17 protein-coding genes are annotated in these 17,643 nt (G+C 73.1%); 10 read left to right on the forward strand and 7 right to left on the reverse strand.

Going from position 1 to position 17,643, the window contains the following annotated elements; translation table 11 throughout:
* Window positions 1-11 precede the first annotated feature (11 nt).
* Entirely contained in the window at window positions 12-1,130 is a 1,119-nt protein-coding gene (locus MXD57_RS18120; RefSeq protein WP_250402487.1) for an adenylate/guanylate cyclase domain-containing protein, read from the forward strand.
* On the opposite strand, the gene MXD57_RS18125 is transcribed toward MXD57_RS18120, so the two are convergent.
* Complete coding sequence (locus tag MXD57_RS18125; protein WP_250402488.1) at window positions 1,121-1,753, reverse strand: hypothetical protein; 633 nt, start codon at window positions 1,751-1,753, stop codon at window positions 1,121-1,123. The two genes, MXD57_RS18120 and MXD57_RS18125, sit on opposite strands and share 10 nt — an antisense overlap.
* A 187-nt stretch (window positions 1,754-1,940) precedes the next feature.
* Between MXD57_RS18125 and MXD57_RS18130 the strand changes: the two genes are divergently transcribed.
* The 3 genes from MXD57_RS18130 (at window position 1,941) to hutH (ending at window position 5,714) form a co-directional block, all read left to right on the forward strand.
* A complete protein-coding gene (locus MXD57_RS18130; protein ID WP_250402490.1) occupies window positions 1,941-2,735 on the forward strand; it encodes an enoyl-CoA hydratase/isomerase family protein in 795 nt (264 codons plus the stop codon).
* Window positions 2,736-2,936: 201 nt separating this feature from the next.
* Window positions 2,937-4,079: a GGDEF domain-containing protein gene (locus MXD57_RS18135; protein WP_250402491.1), complete on the forward strand. Its 1,143-nt coding sequence runs from the start codon at window positions 2,937-2,939 to the stop codon at window positions 4,077-4,079.
* Between the two features lie 96 nt (window positions 4,080-4,175).
* Entirely contained in the window at window positions 4,176-5,714 is a 1,539-nt protein-coding gene (gene hutH, locus MXD57_RS18140) for a histidine ammonia-lyase (RefSeq protein WP_250402555.1), read from the forward strand.
* Between the two features lie 111 nt (window positions 5,715-5,825).
* Here the strand turns inward: hutH and MXD57_RS18145 are convergent, their stop codons facing one another.
* Window positions 5,826-6,596: a hypothetical protein gene (locus tag MXD57_RS18145; RefSeq protein WP_250402492.1), complete on the reverse strand. Its 771-nt coding sequence runs from the start codon at window positions 6,594-6,596 to the stop codon at window positions 5,826-5,828.
* A gap of 42 nt (window positions 6,597-6,638) precedes the next feature.
* On the reverse strand, window positions 6,639-6,956 hold the full coding sequence (locus tag MXD57_RS18150) for an LAETG motif-containing sortase-dependent surface protein (protein ID WP_250402493.1): 318 nt from the start codon (window positions 6,954-6,956) through the stop codon (window positions 6,639-6,641).
* A gap of 110 nt (window positions 6,957-7,066) precedes the next feature.
* On the opposite strand from MXD57_RS18150, the gene MXD57_RS18155 reads away from it, so the two are divergent.
* The 5 genes from MXD57_RS18155 to MXD57_RS31555 all read left to right on the forward strand — a co-directional run bounded on the left by MXD57_RS18155 (window position 7,067) and on the right by MXD57_RS31555 (window position 11,423).
* Window positions 7,067-7,414: a hypothetical protein gene (locus MXD57_RS18155; protein WP_250402494.1), complete on the forward strand. Its 348-nt coding sequence runs from the start codon at window positions 7,067-7,069 to the stop codon at window positions 7,412-7,414.
* A gap of 203 nt (window positions 7,415-7,617) precedes the next feature.
* Window positions 7,618-8,883 carry a L,D-transpeptidase gene (locus tag MXD57_RS18160; protein ID WP_250402496.1) on the forward strand — a complete coding sequence of 422 codons (1,266 nt, stop codon included), beginning with the start codon at window positions 7,618-7,620 and terminating at the stop codon, window positions 8,881-8,883.
* 191 nt (window positions 8,884-9,074) lie between these two features.
* Window positions 9,075-10,538: an ABC transporter permease gene (locus MXD57_RS18165; protein ID WP_250402497.1), complete on the forward strand. Its 1,464-nt coding sequence runs from the start codon at window positions 9,075-9,077 to the stop codon at window positions 10,536-10,538.
* Window positions 10,539-10,606: 68 nt separating this feature from the next.
* Window positions 10,607-11,290, forward strand: a complete 684-nt coding sequence (locus tag MXD57_RS18170; RefSeq protein ID WP_250402499.1) for an ABC transporter ATP-binding protein — start codon at window positions 10,607-10,609, stop codon at window positions 11,288-11,290.
* A gap of 4 nt (window positions 11,291-11,294) precedes the next feature.
* Complete coding sequence (locus MXD57_RS31555; protein WP_284505743.1) at window positions 11,295-11,423, forward strand: hypothetical protein; 129 nt, start codon at window positions 11,295-11,297, stop codon at window positions 11,421-11,423.
* Between the two features lie 54 nt (window positions 11,424-11,477).
* Here MXD57_RS31555 and MXD57_RS18175 read toward each other — a convergent pair whose 3' ends face one another.
* Window positions 11,478-12,374 carry a helix-turn-helix domain-containing protein gene (locus MXD57_RS18175; RefSeq protein ID WP_250402500.1) on the reverse strand — a complete coding sequence of 299 codons (897 nt, stop codon included), beginning with the start codon at window positions 12,372-12,374 and terminating at the stop codon, window positions 11,478-11,480.
* Between the two features lie 177 nt (window positions 12,375-12,551).
* On the opposite strand from MXD57_RS18175, the gene MXD57_RS18180 reads away from it, so the two are divergent.
* Window positions 12,552-13,592: an NAD(P)-dependent alcohol dehydrogenase gene (locus tag MXD57_RS18180; protein WP_250402501.1), complete on the forward strand. Its 1,041-nt coding sequence runs from the start codon at window positions 12,552-12,554 to the stop codon at window positions 13,590-13,592.
* 94 nt (window positions 13,593-13,686) lie between these two features.
* On the opposite strand, the gene MXD57_RS18185 is transcribed toward MXD57_RS18180, so the two are convergent.
* The 3 genes from MXD57_RS18185 to MXD57_RS18195 all read right to left on the reverse strand — a co-directional run bounded on the left by MXD57_RS18185 (window position 13,687) and on the right by MXD57_RS18195 (window position 17,419).
* Window positions 13,687-14,424 carry a hypothetical protein gene (locus tag MXD57_RS18185; RefSeq protein ID WP_250402502.1) on the reverse strand — a complete coding sequence of 246 codons (738 nt, stop codon included), beginning with the start codon at window positions 14,422-14,424 and terminating at the stop codon, window positions 13,687-13,689.
* A gap of 107 nt (window positions 14,425-14,531) precedes the next feature.
* Window positions 14,532-15,647 (reverse strand): hypothetical protein, encoded by a 1,116-nt coding sequence (locus MXD57_RS18190; RefSeq protein ID WP_250402503.1) that lies wholly within the window; start codon window positions 15,645-15,647, stop codon window positions 14,532-14,534.
* A 122-nt stretch (window positions 15,648-15,769) separates the two neighbouring features.
* On the reverse strand, window positions 15,770-17,419 hold the full coding sequence (locus MXD57_RS18195; protein ID WP_250402504.1) for a M48 family metalloprotease: 1,650 nt from the start codon (window positions 17,417-17,419) through the stop codon (window positions 15,770-15,772).
* Window positions 17,420-17,643: the final 224 nt, after the last annotated feature.

A 17,643-nucleotide genomic window follows, 5' to 3' on the forward strand; every position in this document is an offset into this window, starting at 1 on the left:
GGGCAGCAGGCGTGACCGTCGACGACACGGGCTCCGGCGCGGACGCGCGGGTGGATCCCCACGCCGCCGACCCCGGCGAGGATCCGCTCGCCCTCCGTCTGGAGCAGCTCATTCTCGGCGCCGAGCGGCGCTACACCCCCTTCCAGGCGGCCCGCAGCGCCGGTGTCTCCATGGAGCTGGCGTCCCGCTTCTGGCGGGCCATGGGCTTCGCCGACATAGGGCAGGCCAAGGCGCTCACCGAGGCCGACGTGCTGGCCCTGCGACGGCTCGCCGGCCTGGTCGAGGCGGGGCTGCTCAGCGAGGCCATGGCGGTGCAGGTGGCCCGGTCGACGGGGCAGACCACCGCCCGGTTGGCCGAGTGGCAGATCGATTCCTTCCTGGAGGGGCTGACCGAGCCGCCCGAGCCGGGCATGACCCGCACCGAGGTCACCTATCCGATCGTCGAGCTGCTGCTGCCCGAACTCGAGGAGTTCCTGGTCTACGTGTGGCGGCGGCAGCTCGCCGCCTCGGCCGGCCGGGTCGTGCAGACCGCCGACGACGAGGAGATGGTCGACCGGAGGCTCGCGGTCGGCTTCGCCGATCTGGTCGGGTTCACCCGGCTGACCCGGCGGATGGAGGAGGAGGAGCTCGGCGAGCTGGTCGAGGCCTTCGAGACCACGGCCGCCGACCTGGTCGCGGCGCGCGGCGGGCGGCTCATCAAGACCCTCGGTGACGAGGTGCTCTACGTCGCCGACGACGGGGGCACGGCCGCCGACATCGCGCTGCGGCTGGTCGAGACGATGGCCAACGACGAGACGATGCCGGAGCTGCGGGTCGGCATGGCGTTCGGCACGGTCACCACGCGCATGGGCGACGTCTTCGGCACGACCGTCAACCTCGCCTCCCGGCTGACCTCCATAGCCCCGCGCGACGCCGTGCTGGTCGACAGCGCCTTCGCCGAGGAGCTGATCCGCACCAAGGAGGCGCCCGCCTCGGAGGCGGCGGCCGCCGAGGCCGCGGCCGCCGCGGAGAAGGAGGGCGAGGAGCCGCCGTCGTACCGCTTCGCGCTCCAGCCGATGTGGCAGCGCCCGGTCCGTGGGCTCGGCGTCGTCGAGCCGTGGCTGCTCGGCCGCCGCGACGGTCAGTCCTGACCGTCGTCCAGCACGCCCACGCAGAGGCCGATCACCGGTAGGCACAGTCCGTCGTCCCGGCTGGGCGGGGCCGTCGTGACCCGGCTCGGGGCGGGCGCGGGCCCGGGCGCGGTCCGGGACGGCGCGGGGGCCGTGGGCGGGGCGTCCGCCGCGGTCGTGGCCGGATCGGTGTGCCGCGGGGCGGCTCCCGGCGTGCCGGTGCCGTCCGGCGTCGGCACGCGGCTCGCCGAGGCGCGGGGGACGGCCTCGCGCGGCTCCGGCGGGGCCGTCGGTGCGGTCGGGGCCGGGCTCACCCCGCCCATGGCCGTGGTGGCGGAGGGCCGGGTCGTGCGGGCGGCGCCGGTGGTCGGTGCCGGGGCGGTGGAGCGGGCGGTGGCGCCGCCGCCCGGGTCGAGACGGGGTTCGGCCCGCGCCGTGTCCGGGGCGCCCACACCGGACTCCGGTGCCACGCGGACGAGGGTGAGGACGCCGGCGGCCAGCGCCAGGCCGCCCGTGGCGAGCAGCACCCTGCGGGGGCGGGGCTTGCGGTGCCGGCCACGGCGGACGAAGGGCGCGGCGCACTGCGCGGCGACGGTCCGCCGATTCGTTTCCCCGGCACCGGACCGGGCGCGTGTCGGTCTCATGAGGTCCCCTCCCCGCCGTGGCGCGGAGCGCACGTTATGCGCTCCCGTGAGCGGTGCGGGAGGAGAGGGCCGGGATGTCACTCGAACGGGTGTAGGGCCCCGATCGGGGCGGCCCTTTCCCGGGGCGGGGTGCGGCTGCGATGATTCGGGCCGGCAGAGAGTTAACCCGCGTTAACCGGAGGATGTCATGAGCGAGGAGCGGTACGGGGAGTTCGTGCTGGTGCGGCGGCACGGGCACGTGGCGGAGCTGGTCCTGGACCGGCCCAAGGCCATGAACGCCGTCTCGACGGAGATGGCCCGCTCCCTCGCGGGCGCGTGCGCGGCGCTCGCCGCCGACCCGGAGGCGCGGGTGGTCGTGGTGACCTCCTCGCACGAGCGCGCGTTCTGCGTCGGGGCCGACCTGAAGGAGCGGAACTCCTTCAGCGACGCCGACCTGGTGCGGCAGCGGCCGGTGGCGCGCGGGGCGTACACCGGGGTGCTGGAGCTGCCGATGCCGACGATCGCGGCCGTGCACGGGTTCGCGCTGGGCGGCGGGTTCGAGCTGGCGCTGTCCTGCGACCTGATCGTGGCCGACCCGACGGCGGTGGTGGGGCTGCCGGAGGTGTCGGTGGGCGTGATCCCGGGCGGTGGCGGTACGCAGTTGCTGCCCCGGCGGGTCGGGGCGGCCCGGGCGGCCGAGCTGATCTTCACGGCGCGGCGGCTGGACGCGGCGGAGGCCGCCGGCCTCGGACTCGTGGACACGCTGGTGGAGGAGGGCCGGGACCGCGAGGAGGCGCTGGCGCTGGCGGCGCGGATCGCCGGCAACTCGCCGGTGGGGCTCCGGGCCGCCAAGCGGGCGCTGCGGCTGGGGCACGGGCTGGATCTGCGGGCCGGTCTCGAGGTCGAGGACGCGGCCTGGCGGTCGGTGGCCTTCTCCGGGGACCGGGCGGAGGGCGTGGCGGCCTTCAACGAGAAGCGCAGGCCGCAGTGGCCGGGGGAGTGAGGGGGCGGAGCCTCGCCCGGATCCCGGCGCCGGGGACGCCTCCGAGGTGATGCCGGCCGGTGCCCTGTCGGACCCGCTGCCCGCCGGTGCCCCGCCGGGTGTGGATCCCCGGCGGGGCCGGCCCGGTCCGGACCGCTACGTTGCGTCAACGGCGATCCCTTAATGTTCCTGTTAGTCCCATTTTCTTCATAATCTGGAGCAATGGGTGAGGACAAGCGGCTGGCCGCCGTGGTGGCGCTGGCTCAGGGGATGGCCGCGGCGCGTGCGCCGATGGAGTCGTGGCGCGCCGCCGCGCTCGGCGCGTGCTGGGCGCTGGACGGCAACTTCGCCGCGCTGTCGGTGTGGGAGCGGGATCTGGGCCGGCTGCGGGTGCTGGTGAACGTGGGGGAGCGTCGCCCGGACGAGGACGAGTTCCCGGAGGCCGAGACCTACCCGGTGCACCAGTTCCCGGAGATCACCGAGTTCCTGCACGAGCGCTGGGTGGGCGGGGGCGGCCCGAACGCCTGGGTGGAGACCGCGGGGGGCGCGGCCGCCGGCGATCGCGGCTACTTCCACCAGCGGGTGGCCGCGCTGCGCCGCCGCGGCCGGGGCTGCTGCGTGGTCGCCCCCGTCGTGCTGCACGGCCGGGCCTGGGGCGAGCTGTATGTGGCCCGGGCGGTCAGCGCGCCGGTGTTCGGGCCCCCGGACGCCGACTTCGCCACCGTGCTGGCCGCGGTCGTCGCCGCGGGGCTGGCCCAGACCGAGCGGCTGGAGGAGGCCCGCCGGCTGGCGTTCACCGACTCGCTCACCGGCCTCGCCAACCGCCGCGCCGTCGACGTGCGGCTGGAGGAGGCCGTCGAGTCGCACCGCACGCGGGGAGTGGTCGTCAGCCTCGTGGTCTGCGACCTGAACGGGCTCAAACGGGTCAACGACACCCTCGGGCACGCGGTGGGCGACCGGCTGCTGGAGCGGTTCGGCTCGGTGCTCTCGCTGTGCGGGGCGATGGTGCCGGGCGCGCTCGCCGCGCGCCTCGGCGGCGACGAGTTCTGCCTGCTGGTGGCCGGGCCGCCGGCCGACGACGTGGTCAAGGCGGCGGACGAGCTGTGCCGCCGGGCCGGGGAGCTGGAACTGGGTGAAGGGGTGGCCTGCGGTGTCGCCTCGACCGAGGACCCGATCGGTCCGGTGCACGACGCCCGGCGGCTCTTCCGGCTGGCGGACGCCGCCCAGTACCGGGCCAAGGCGCTGGGTGCGGACCGGCCGGTGGTGGCGGGCCGGGAGGGGCCGGACGACCCCGTCGTGCGCCTCGCCGACGAGCCGCCGCCGGAGCGTGCCGAGCGGCGCCGCTTCCGGGGCCGGCTGCCCTGAGGGTGCGTGAGGTGAAGCTCACGGGGCGGTAAGGGGTGCTCCCGTGCCCCACTAGTGACACCACCGCATTCAATGCGTACGCTCCTGAATATGGATATGCACACTGTGGTGGTGGGGACGTCGGGAGTCACCGCGTCCGACGTTCTCGCCGTGGCGCGCGGCGGTGCCCGCATCGAGCTGTCGGCGGAGGCGGTGGCGGCCCTCGCGGCGGCCCGCGGGATCGTGGACGCCCTGGCGGCCAAGCCCGACCCGGTCTACGGCGTCTCCACCGGCTTCGGGGCCCTGGCGACCCGGCACATCAGCCAGGAGCTGCGTGCCCAGCTGCAGCGCAACATCGTCCGCTCGCACGCCGCCGGCATGGGCCCGCGGGTCGAGCGCGAGGTCGTACGCGCCCTGATGTTCCTGCGGCTGAAGACCGTCTGCTCCGGACACACCGGGGTCCGGCCCGAGGTCGCGCAGACCATGGCCGACGTGCTCAACGCCGGGATCACCCCGGTCGTGCACGAGTACGGCTCGCTGGGCTGCTCCGGCGACCTCGCCCCGCTCTCCCACTGCGCCCTGACCCTGATGGGCGAGGGCGACGCCGAGGGTCCCGACGGCGCCGTCCGGCCCGCCGGCGAACTGCTCGCCGAGCACGGCATCGCCCCCGTCGAGCTGCGCGAGAAGGAGGGGCTCGCCCTCCTCAACGGCACCGACGGCATGCTCGGCATGCTGGTCATGGCCCTCGCCGACCTCGACACCCTGTACAAGTCCGCCGACGTCACCGCCGCCCTCAGCATGGAGGCGCTGCTCGGCACGGACAAGGTGCTCGCCCCCGAGCTGCACGCCATCCGCCCGCACCCGGGCCAGGGCGCCTCCGCCGCCAACATGCTGGCCGTGCTCAAGGGTTCGCAGCTCACGGGCCACCACCAGGACGACGCCCCCCGGGTCCAGGACGCCTACTCGGTGCGCTGCGCCCCGCAGGTCGCCGGCGCCGGCCGGGACACCCTCGCGCACGCCCGCCTGGTCGCCGAGCGCGAGCTGGCCTCCGCGGTCGACAACCCCGTGGTGCTGCCCGACGGGAGGGTGGAGTCCAACGGCAACTTCCACGGCGCGCCCGTCGCCTACGTCCTGGACTTCCTCGCCATCGCGGCCGCCGACCTCGGCTCCATCGCCGAGCGCCGCACCGACCGGCTGCTGGACAAGAACCGCAGCCACGGCCTGCCGCCGTTCCTCGCCGACGACGCCGGCGTCGACTCCGGCCTGATGATCGCGCAGTACACGCAGGCCGCCCTGGTCAGCGAGATGAAGCGGCTGGCCGTCCCGGCCTCCGCGGACTCCATCCCGTCCTCCGCCATGCAGGAGGACCACGTGTCCATGGGCTGGTCCGCCGCGCGCAAGCTGCGCACCGCCGTCGGGAACCTCGCCCGGATCGTCGCCGTCGAGCTGTACGCGGCCACCCGGGCCATCGAGCTGCGGGAGGGCCTGAGCCCGGCGCCCGCCTCCCGTGCGGTGATCGACGCCGTGCGCGCCGCCGGCGTGCAGGGCCCGGGCCCGGACCGGTTCCTGGCCCCCGACCTGGCCGCCGCGGAAGCCTTCGTCCGCGGCGGGCGGCTCGTCAGCGCCGCCGAGTCCGTGACGGGGCCGCTGGCCTGACCTCCCGTCCGTGCCCCCGGCGGCCCCGGGGGTGCCTCGTGCGACGGGGCCTCCCGGAGCGCCGCTCCGGGAGGCCGGGTCCGCCGGGTGTCCCCTCGCGGGGACGGGCCGTCACTTCAGCTTGGCCGCCTGGGCCTTGATGACCGGCGCCGAGACCGTGTACGGCTTCTTGGACATCATCGCGCCGATGTTGACCGTGGAGTACGTCGCGAGGGTGTTGCCGTGCCGCACGACCTCGCCGTGCAGCGGCATGGCGCCCTCGTCGGAGCCGGCGTTGGTCGCCGTGAAGGCCACCGACGCGTCACCGGTGCCGGAGGACTTCTCCTCGGCGACCTTGGTGAACTTCCCCTTCTCGCCGTCCTGCTCACCGGTGAAGCCGCCCGAGCACGCCCGTACCGCGTCCGAGACCGACTTCAGGGCCTTCTCGGCGCCGTCGCCGTCGTACGAGGCCAGGGTGACCACGGTGACGTCCAGGTCCATGGACTTGTTGAGCGCCTCCTCGAACTTGCCGTCGGCCAGGTCGTCCAGGGACGTGGCGTCGTCCGTGGGGTCCTTCTTGTCCTCCGTGGCCATCCGGCTGGTCTGCTCCGCCGGCTCGCCGGGCGCGATGGCGGTCAGGGCCCGCAGCAGCGGGTCGCAGCGGCTGTCCTCCGCCTCGACCTTGCTCTTGTCGGGGATGCCGCCCTTGACGGCCTCGACCTTGAATCCCGGCACCTCGCCCTTGGCGATGACCAGGTCCTTCAGCTCGGCGGCGCTCAGCGCCTTCGCCGAGCCCTTCTCGCCGTCCCCGGAGCCGCCGTCGGAACAGCCGGTGATGAGGGCGAGCGACAGGACGCCCGCAGCCGCGGTGGCGCACAGCCGCACGCCCGATGATCTCTTCATGAGCGGACTATGAAGGCGCTGTCAAAGAATCGTCAAGCGGAATTAAAGGCCCAGGCGTTCCCTGCGCACCGAATACACCACGAACCCGGCGCCCACGGCGAGGAACAGGCTGCCGCCGACGACGTAGGGCGTGGTGTCGAAGCTGCCGGTGTCGGCCAGCTCCGTGGCGTCCGCGGCGCCGGCCGTCGTGGCCTCGCTCACGGCCTTCGCCTGCTGGGTGACCGGTCTCGACGAGGCCACCTCGGTCGTCGCTCTCGCCGTGTCGTCCTGCGACGCTTTGGCGGACGGGACGAACCACAGGGCGCACAGCAGCGTCCCCGCGGCGGTGGCGGTCAGCAGCGGACGGCGAGCGGATGACACGGAATATCGATCCCCTTGTGACGCTGGCGAATTGGCCGTGTGGGGGCGATGTTAGTGAAAGTCGCGGGTCACAGGAAAGTCACGAGGGGTTTCAGTCGTACGCTCTCGCCATGGACACGGAAGAGACATCCAGATTTGTACGCCTTCGGGTGGAGTTGGTCCTCGAGGTGGAGGACGAGGACGGGCTGACCAAGGCCGCGCTGCGCCGGCTCGCCGCCGATCCGGACCTGCCGCAGGAGGAGCGGTCGCACGCCGAGGGTGCTGTGACGGAGGACACCGCCGAGGCCCTTGCGTATCTCGTGGACCCGTTCGACCTGGTCAGCGAGGTGCCCGGGGTGGAGCTGCAGCAGGCCTCGTGGTCCAGCGAACGCATCGACTACGACCCCGACTCACCGGACTGGGACCTGGACGAGGATGATGGAGAAGGAGAGGACGAGGAAGAGGGCGGCATCGGCTGAGCGTCCTGGGGCACTTGTGCACCCCGGACGGCAACCGTCGTCCGGGGCTTTGTCGTCTCAAGGGGAGCATGGACGACTTCGGTACCACCCGTCACGGGAGGGCGTGGGATGCCCCACACCCGCGCGCCAGGTGGGGCGGGAGGAATCGCCCGTAGCGTTGAGGGTTCCCATGGGGACTCGGGGTTTTCGCGATTTCGGCAACGATGGAGAAGCGTGTGATGACGGACGGTAAGCGGCGCAAGGGCCTGACGGTCGCGTCCGCACTGCTCGGCGGTGTGCTGGCACTCACCGGGTGTTCCGGAGGCGGCGACGACGCCAAGGCGTCCGGCAGCGGTGACACCTCGCAGGCCAAGGCCGACGAGGCGGCGGCCAAGAAGTCGTCCGCGGCCCAGATCACCATCACGCCGAAGGACGGCTCGAACAACGCCTCCATCAACAACTCGGCCGCCGTCGAGGTCGCCAAGGGCACCCTCACCAACGTGTCCATGACCACCGAGGACGGCAAGGCCGTGTCCGGCGAGCTGTCCGCCGACAGGACGAGCTGGAAGCCCAACGCCCAGCTCGAGCGGTCGACCACCTACAAGCTCGCGGCCGAGGCCAAGGACTCCGAGGGCCGCGTCGCCCACGAGAACGCCTCCTTCACCACGGTCTCGCCGACCAACAGCTTCATAGGCAACTTCACACCGGAGGACGGTTCGACCGTCGGCGTGGGCATGCCGGTGTCGATCAACTTCGACAAGGCGATCACCAACAAGGCCGCCGTGCAGAAGGGGATCTCGGTCACCTCCAGCAGCGGTCAGGAGGTCGTGGGCCACTGGTTCAACGCCAACCGCATCGACTTCCGCCCGGCGGCGTACTGGAAGGAGAACTCCACCGTCACGCTGAAGCTGGCGCTCGACGGTGTCGAGGGCGCCTCCGGTGTCTACGGCGTGCAGCAGAAGACGGTCACCTTCCACATCGGCCGCAACCAGGTCTCCTACGTCGACGCGCAGACCAAGAAGATGAAGGTCACGCAGGACGGCAGGACGATCAAGACCATTCCGATCTCCGCCGGTTCGCCGGAGAACAAGACGTACGAGGGCATCATGGTGATGTCCGAGAAGTTCAAGCAGACCCGCATGAACGGCGCGACCGTGGGCTTCACCGACGACGACGGCAAGGGCGAGTACGACATCAAGGACGTGCCGCACGCCATCCGGCTGACCAGCTCCGGCACCTTCCTGCACGGCAACTACTGGGGTGCGAAGTCCATCTTCGGCAACGTCAACACCAGCCACGGCTGCGTGGGCCTGTCCGACACCAAGGGAGCCAAGGACTCCGGCACCCCCGCCGCGTGGGTCTACGAACACTCCCTCGTCGGTGACGTCGTGGTGATCCGGCACACCGGTGACAAGACCGTCTCCCCGGACAACGGCCTCAACGGCTGGAACATGGACTGGGAGCAGTGGAAGGCCGGTTCGGCCGTCTGATCCCGCCCCCGCCTCCGCACGACCAACTCCGGTGCCGCCCCTGTCCGCAGGGGCGGCACCGGCCGTTCTCCGGGCCCCTGCGGGGCCTCCCGCGGCCTTCCCGGTCCTTTCGCGGGCCGAGGCGCGGCCTTCTCATGGTTCTTTTATCTCGGCCTTATCGAGTCATCACGGCGCGTCCCTAGCTTGCGGGCATGTTCTTCACCTACCTGAGGCGCGAACTGCGCCGCCGCAGAAAGGCGGCCCTGGTCGTCGCCTCCGGTCTCGCGCTCGGCATCGCCCTCGTCATCGTGGTCGACTCGGTGTCCAGTGGCATGGCGAAGGCCCAGGACGAGGTCCTGCAGTCGCTGTACGGGCTGGGCACGGACATGACCGTCACCAAGGCCGCGTCGGCGTCCACCGGCGACGCACAGCGTCCGCGCTTCCGGTTCGACGCGCAGAACGACGGCGACACCACGTCCCAGAGCAGCGACCGGGTCATGGTGCAGGGCCTCACCACCCTCGCCTCCTCGACCGTCGCCGAGGTCGAGCAGCAGCAGGGGGTCTCCTCGGCCGTCGGCGGGCTCAGCCTCAACGTGGTGAAGGTCGACGGCCGTTTCACCCGCGGCCAGTTCCAGCAGAACGGCAGCGGCGGCACGCGGCAGGGCCGCACGGGCGGTGCGGAGGGCGGGCAGCCGCAGGGCGAGGTGCGCGGCGGCGGAGCCGACTTCGACATCAACCAGTACACCGTCTTCGGCACCGACGTCACCAGGTCCGCGCTCGGCCCGCTGACCTCCTCGAAGATCACCAGTGGCCGCACCTTCCGGACCACCGAGACCGACGCCGACGTGGTCGTCGTGGACGCGGCCTACGCCAGGACGAAGAAGTACAAGGTCGGTTCGACGGTCACCGTCAAGGGCACCGAGTTCAAGGTGATCGGCATCGCGACCGCCGGCAGCGGCGACGCGGCGGCCAACCTGTACGTCCCGCTGAAGCGGGCCCAGACCCTCGCCGGTGAGAAGGACAAGATCACCACGATCTACGTCGAGGCGACCGACTCCCAGCGGATCGACTCGGTCAAGAGCGCCATCCGGAAGAACGTCTCGGGTACGACCGTCACCACGTCCGCGGACCTGGCCAGGACCGTCTCCGGTTCGCTCTCCACCGCCTCCTCGCTGGCCACCCGGGTGGGCAGGTGGCTGTCGATCGTGGTGCTCGTGGCCGCGTTCCTGGTGGCGGGCCTGCTGACCTCCTCCGCGGTGTCCCGCCGGGTGCGCGAGTTCGGCACGCTGAAGGCCCTGGGCTGGAGGTCCGGCCGGGTGACCCGGCAGGTGGTCGGCGAGGCCGTCGTCAACGGTCTGGTCGGCGGCGTCCTCGGTATCGCGCTCGGTCTGGCGGGCGCCTACGCCGTGACGGCGCTCAGCCCCAGCCTGCAGGCGCAGCTCGGCGGCGGTACGGGCGGCTCGGGCCTCGGCGGCGGGCCGGGTGGCGGCGGCTTCGGGGGCCCCGGGCGGCAGGCGGCCAGGACGCTCGAGGTGGCTCTCACGGCCCCGGTCGGCGTCACCACGATCGTCCTCGCGGTGGGCCTCGCGGTGGCGGGCGGCCTGATCGCGGGCGCGTTCGGTGGCTGGCGGGCCTCGCGGCTGCGGCCGGCCGACGCGCTGCGGCGCGTGGAGTAGCGGCCGGCCCGCACGAAGCCTCGGCGGTCCCGCGCCGCACACGATCCGAACGCACCTCAGGAGTCTCCATGTACGAACTCAGGAACGTCACCAAGCACTACACGAGAGGCAGGGAGACCGTCCACGCCCTCGACGGCGTGGACCTGACCATCCCCGACGGCGACCGCCTGGTCATCCAGGGCCCCACCGGCGGCGGCAAGTCCACCCTCCTGCAGATGCTCGGCGCCCTGGACCGCCCCACCTCCGGGGAGGTGGTCCTGGACGGCACCGACCTGGCCGGGCTCCCCGAGGCCCGGCTGACCCGGGTCCGCAGCGAGAACATCGGCTTCGTCTTCCAGTCCTTCAACCTGATCCCCACCCTCACCGCCCAGGAGAACGTCGAGACCGCCCTGGTCCCGCTCGGGATGAGGGCGCGGGAGCGGCGCGAACGCGCGGCCGAGGCCCTGAACTCCGTGGGCCTCGGCGAGCGTGCGGCGCACCTGCCCTCGGAGTTGTCCGGCGGACAGCAGCAGCGCGTCGCCATCGCCCGCGCCCTCGTCAAGCGGCCCAAGGTGCTGCTCGCCGACGAGCCGACCGGCAACCTCGACGAGGGCATGCGCGACGAGATCATGGACGTGCTCGAACGCCTGTGGAAGGAGCACGGGCTGACCTTCGTCATGGTCACCCACGACTCCTCGATCGCCAGGAAGGCCCCGCGACTGGCCACCCTGCGCAAGGGGAGGATCACCGTCGAGGAGAACGCGGGCGCCTGACGGCGTGCAAGCAGCCGCGGCGGCCGCCACCGTGGCCGCCGCCCGCGCAACGGCCGTGAGGAACCCCCTGCTGTGCCAGTGGCGGGTGGTGGCACCGACCCTCTCGGCGTTCGTCACCGACCTGGGCCTGTGACAGTCCGGTCACCCGGCCGGTCCACCGGGGGACACGCTCCGGGCCGGAGCCGGTTCAGGCCGACGGCACGCCTCGGGCCGCGTCCGCGCCCCAGCTCGCCAGCAGCCGCAGGGACTGCGCCGACGGGGAGTCCGGCTCGGCGTGGTAGGTGATCAGCGCCTGGTCGGCGTCGTCCGCCAGCCGGAACGTCTCGTAGTTGAGGGACAGCTCCCCCACCAGCGGGTGCCGCAGGCGCTTGACGCCGTGGCTCCGCTCCTTGACGTCGTGCGTCGCCCACAGCCGGCGGAACTCCGCGCTCTTCACGGACAGTTCGCCGACCAGGGCGGACAGCCGGGGGTCGTCCGGGTAGCAGCCCGCGTCCATGCGCAGGGCGCAGACGATGTCGATGGCCTTCTGCTCCCAGTCGATGAACAGGTCCCGGTAGTCCGGGCGCAGGAAGACCATCCGCGCCCAGTTGCGCTCGGCGGGCGCCAGCTCCGACCAGTCCCCGAAGATCGCGGCCGCCATCCGGTTCCAGGCCAGCACCTCCGAGCGCCGGCCCACCACGTACGCCGGGACGCCCTCCAGCGAGTCCAGTAGCCGGCGCAGCGCCGGGCGCACCTGCTGCTGCCGTGCCGCGGGCCTCTTCTTGTGCGCCGTCGGCTTGGCGAGGTGGGTCAGATGGGCGTGCTCGGCGTCCGTCAGGCGCAGGGCCCGGGCGATGGAGTCCAGCACCTCCGCCGAGACGTTCCGGCCGTTGCCCTGCTCCAGCCGCGTGTAGTAGGCCACCGACACCCCGGCGAGCTGGGCCAGCTCCTCGCGGCGCAGCCCCGGCACCCGGCGGCGCCGGCCGAAGTCGGGCAGCCCCACGTCCTGCGGTTTCAGCCGGGCCCGCCGGCTGCGCAGGAACTCGCTCAGCTCGGCCCACCGGTCCAGAGGTGGTCCCGCGGCCGCTTCCGGCTGTACGTCCATACGGCAAGTATCCGTGGTGCCGCGTGGTAGTACGCAGGCGAGCCTGACCCCGCCAGTGGTAGGCACGGCGGTCGTACGAAGAAGCGGACCTGGGTGACTCGTGGGACTTGGGGCACGCTGGAAGACGTGCCTGGCCGGAAGGCTGCCGGGCACCGAGAGTCTGCTAGGAGATCCCCCATGACCACTGTTGCCGCCTATGCCGCGCCCGCCGCGAAGGCTCCGCTGGAGCGCACCACCATCGAGCGGCGTCCGGTCGGCGAGTCCGACGTCCTGATCGACATCAAGTTCGCCGGCATCTGCCACTCCGACATCCACCAGGCCCGTGAGGGCTGGGGCGAGGCGATCTTCCCGATGGTCCCCGGCCACGAGATCGCGGGCGTCGTGTCCGAGGTCGGTCCCGGCGTCACGAAGTTCGCCGTGGGCGACCGGGTGGGCGTCGGCTGCATGGTCGACTCCTGCCGTGAGTGCGACAACTGCAAGGCCGGGCTGGAGCCGTACTGCGACCGCGGCCCGACCTGGACCTACAACGCCGTCGGCAGGGACGGCGAGCCCACCTACGGCGGCTACTCCGAGAAGATCGTCGTCGACGAGAACTACGTGGTCCGCGTCCCCGACGCTCTGTCCCTGGACGTGGCCGCACCGCTGCTGTGCGCCGGCATCACCACGTACTCGCCGCTCAAGCGCTGGAACGCCGGTCCCGGCAAGCGGGTCGCCGTCGTCGGCCTCGGCGGCCTGGGCCACATGGGCGTCAAGATCGCTCACGCGATGGGCGCCGAGGTCACCGTGCTGTCCCAGTCCCTGCGCAAGAAGGACGACGGCCTGCGCCTGGGTGCCGACCACTACTACGCCACCAGCGACCCGGCGACCTTCGAGAACCTGAAGGGCACCTTCGACATCATCCTCAACACCGTCTCGGCCCCGATGGACTTCGGCGCCTACCTGTCGCTGCTGCGCACCGGCGGCTCGATGGTGAACGTCGGCCTGCCCGAGGAGCCGGTCCACGTGGCCCTCACCTCGCTCTTCGGCAACCTGCGCAACCTGACCACCTCCAACATCGGCGGTATCCCCGAGACCCAGGAGATGCTGGACTTCTGCGCGGAGCACGGGCTGGGCTCGGAGATCGAGCTGATCGGCGCGGCCGAGATCAACGAGGCCTACGAGCGGGTGGTGGCCAGCGACGTCCGCTACCGCTTCGTCATCGACACGGCCACCATCTGAACCGTCCGACGGGTGGCTCCCACCGGCCGGCGCGCCGAGCGCGCCGGCCGGCGGCCGCCGGTCCCGCCTCGGCCCGGCCGGCACCGCGGCCGCCTCACACGACGTCGAAACCCTCACCATCGGCGTACGACCGCACGGTCACCGCACCGTCCGCGCCCGGCCGCACCACGTGCGCCCGCCCGCGCCCCGTGATCCGGGCGGCCGGACCGGCCACCTCCACCACGGTGTCCTCGTCGACGGCGACTCCGCAGGGCGCGTCCCCGCGCCCCACCACCGAGACCAGCCGCGCCAGCGTCCCCCACTGCGCGGCGTGCACGTCGACCGCGAACGGCACCAGGCCCAGACCCGGCCGGACCGCGACCTCCTCAAGGTCCTCCGCCGTGTCCCCGGGACAGACGGGAACCCCGTCCACCAGCCAGCCGCCGACGACCGCCCGCCGGGCGGCGACGGCGGCACCCGCGGAGAAGCCCGCGTACGGCAGTCCGCGCTCGGCGAGCAGCCGCGGCAGCCGGTCCGCGCAGCCGGCGAACGCCTCCTGGTAGGCGGGCGTCAGGCCGCCGCACACCAACAGCCCGTCGGCGCCGTCCAGCACCTCCTCCGGCTCGAACCGCCCGCCGAGCGGCACGAGCGCCGGGACCGGCGTGCACCCGGCACCACTCCTGTCCAGCGCCTGCGCGAACCGCTCGAACTGCTCCCGCCCGTCACCCTCGTCCACGACGGCGCAGCGGATCCGCGGCACACCGCCGGCGCGCTCCGCGGCCGCGCGCAGAAACGGCGCGTACACCTCCGCGTGGTCCCGTCCGCCCCCGATCAGAAACGTACGACCGCCCATCCGGCCCCTCCCGTTCACTCGTCCCCACTCGTCCCCTCGTCCTGGTGCGAGGGGCGAATGTACGGGGTCGGGGCCGGCGCCGTCGCCCGAATATGCGCCGCCGGGCGTCAGTCCGCGGCCGTCACCCTGTGGGCCACCGTGTCGCGCACCTGGCAGAAGTGGCGTGCCATGCCGTCGCCCCGGTAGCGCCAGGGCAGCGCGTCGACATGGCCGTCGACCAGCTTGAACTGCTCCAGCGCCGCCTCGTCGCGGTCCTGGAGGTGGAGGTAGAACGCCAGCAGGTGGCGCAGCTCCGGCAGGCGCGGGTGGGACGGGTCGGCGGCCGCCGCGTCCGCGAGGGCCGCCTCCACCCGGGCCAGCATCAGCGGGGTGTTGTCGGCGGCGGTGTCGTCCGAGTCGTCGTGCTCGAAGTGCGCGATGAGCGGGAGCGCGGTCAGCAGGCTGCCGGCCGGCGCCTCGGCCGCGGCGCGCTCGGCGAAGTCGAACGCCAGCCGCTCGGAGCCGCGCCACTTGGCGCACCAGTACTGGAGCGCCGAGAAGTGCGCCTCGTAGTGGTGCGGCGCCCGGGTGGTGATCTGCGCCCAGAGCTTCTCCATCTCGGCGTTCGGGTAGCCGAGTCCCAGCGCCACCCAGATCTCCGTGATGTACGGCGTCGGGTCGTCGGGGTTGAGCGCGGCCGCCCGCGCGATCTCCTCGCGGGCGCCGCGCAGCATCCGGTGGAAGCCTTCGGCCTGCTCCCGCGTCGTGTGCTCGCCCGTCTTGGCGCCGCGCAGCTTCCAGGCGAGGACCACCGTGCTGCGCGCCCGGACCATCGCCGCGTCGGGGTCGTCGGGGCGCGCCGTCTCCCAGGCGAGCAGCCACTCGTCCTCCTCGGCCGCGCGTTCGGCGAGCAGGAAGCCGACCGCCGACCGGCGTTCCCAGTCCCGGCCGATGCCGCTCAGCAGTTCGGCGGCGGGCCGCCAGTCGCCGGCCCGGACCGCGGTGAGCGCGGCCGCCCAGTCCGCGGGCAGCGGGGCGGCGTGCTCGGTGTTCTGCCGCTCGACGGGCAGCAGTCCGAGTCTCTCCGCGGCCTTCGCGGCCGCGGCCGCCTCCGCGGCGTCGGTGTCGTCGTCGGAGTCGGAGTCGGAGGAGAAGAACTCCTTCAGGAAGACCCAGGCCAGCCAGAGTGCGAAGAGCACCGCGGGAGCGGCCAGGATGCCGAGGATCCAGAGCAGGACGGTCATGGGGAGCGGGGTCCGTTCGTCGGGGACGGCGTCGGAGTGCCGGAAGAACCGGCGTGGGGGAGCCGGCGTGGCGTGGACGAGGGGTCGGGTGGATGCGTGGGTGCGGGCGGTGTGCCCGCGGTTCACGCGGGCGGAGTCGCCGCCGGGCTCAGGAGGGCTCGCAGCGGGGCGGTGTCGGGGCGGTCGGCCAGCGCCGCGTCCACGGCCGCGTCGAGCGCGGCCTCGGGACCGCCGTCCGGGTCGCTGTCCGGGGTGCTGCCCGGGACCGGGCCGGTCAGTCGCGCGGCGGCCGCCCGAGACCAGGAGAACTCCCAGCTCAGCAGCGAACGGGTGCTGAACTCGGCCAGCACCATCGTCCGCAGCGACGAGCGGAGCTGGGGACGGACGAACTCACGGAAGGCCCGGCCCTTCGCCGCGGCCGCCTCGTCGGACAGCGGCAGCCGCTCGGCCAGGCGCCACAGCCGGCCGTCGTCGACGACCTCCAGCAGCGCCGGCAGCGTGGCCGGCTGTCCGGTGTACTCGGCCAGCGCCCGGTGCAGCGGGGTGTGCGCGTCGGACATGCCCTGGGCCATGGCGGCGTCCAGCAGTTCCTGCCACGCGGCGGCACGCGGGTACCCGAGAACCTCGTCCGACAGGACGGCGTCCTCCAGCGCGACCAGGGTCTTCTCCGGGTCGGTGAGCAGAGCGAGCGCCGGGCCCCCGGCCTCCGCCGCGCGTCCGTCGGCGGGCAGCGCCTCGAGCCGGCGCACCCGTTCGGCGATCGGCGGATGGGAGTCGTAGGGCGAGGCCGGCGCCGTGGGCAGCGTTGCCCGCAGCCTCGCCAGCTCCTCCTCGCGGGCGGCGAGCAGGCGGCCGAAGCCCCCGAAGAACTCGCCGCGCGGCGGCATCAGCCGCACCGGCAGGCCCAGGGTGGCGTACGAGTCGAGGTAGAAGTCGTGCGAGGCGGACAGGGCGGGGATCTCGCGCAGGGCGGAGGCGATCGCGTCGCGCCCGGCGATCCGGGCGGCGGCCCGGTCGGCCGCGTACTCCTGGGCCCTCGCCGTGGACAGCGAGGCACGCAGATAGAGCTTGCCGTACAGGGTGTAGATCGACGCCATCATCCGGTAGGTGACCCCGGCCCCGGTGGTGTCGACCTCCTTGGCCTCCTTGCCCTTCGCGACCCGCTTGGCGGACGCCTTCTCCTGGCGGCCGCGCTCGGCGGCCACCTTGCCGTCCGCCTTCTCGTGGAAGTGCTCGACGACCCGGGCGATCTGCACCCGGCCGCGCACCACGAGTGCGGACAGCCGGGTGTCGCCGCCCGTGTAGTGGCCGTACTCGTGGGCGAGCACACCGCGCAGCCGTGCCTCGGTCAGGCCGGTGAGCAGCGGCACGCCCAGGTAGAGGCGGCGCGGGCCGGGCCGCAGGCCGAGCAGGCGGGTGTCCTCGCTGACGGCCGCGTTGACGTCGGCCGTCAGCACGATCCGGTCGGGGGCGCGGGTACCGGTCGCCGCGGCCAGTTCCCGCACCAGTGCCCACAGCCGGGGCTCGTCGGCGTCGGTGACCTCGATGCCGGGCGGACCCTCGCCCTTCGGCGTGCGCAGCATGAACATGCCGCGTACGACCGGGATGGCGAGCAGCACGGAGACGGCGACGATCTTCATGCCGGCGGCGCCGTGCACCCACGTGAACACGGCCACGTCGACACCGGCGAGCGCCGCGAGCAGCAGCAGGCTCAGCAGATGGAAGCCGCACAGCAGAACGACGGCGCGCAGCGCGCGCAGAGTTGCACCCATCGGGCAGATCCCCCCCACAGGACCCGGAGAAATGAACAGGCCGACGTGCGCCCCCCGGACGGTGCTGCCGGTGAGTGTGGGGGGACTCGGAGCAGACGTCGAGCGGGCGCGAGGCGGCCTCCGGGATACGCCCGGACCGGCTCCCGGCAAAGCGCGGGCAAAGCCCGGAGCAAGCGGAGTATGCCCTACCGAAGATCGACGGGGCAATCCCAGCGATCCCGGCC

The sequence above is a fragment of the Streptomyces cellostaticus genome (genome assembly GCF_023630175.1).
Taxonomy (GTDB): domain Bacteria; phylum Actinomycetota; class Actinomycetes; order Streptomycetales; family Streptomycetaceae; genus Streptomyces; species Streptomyces cellostaticus_A.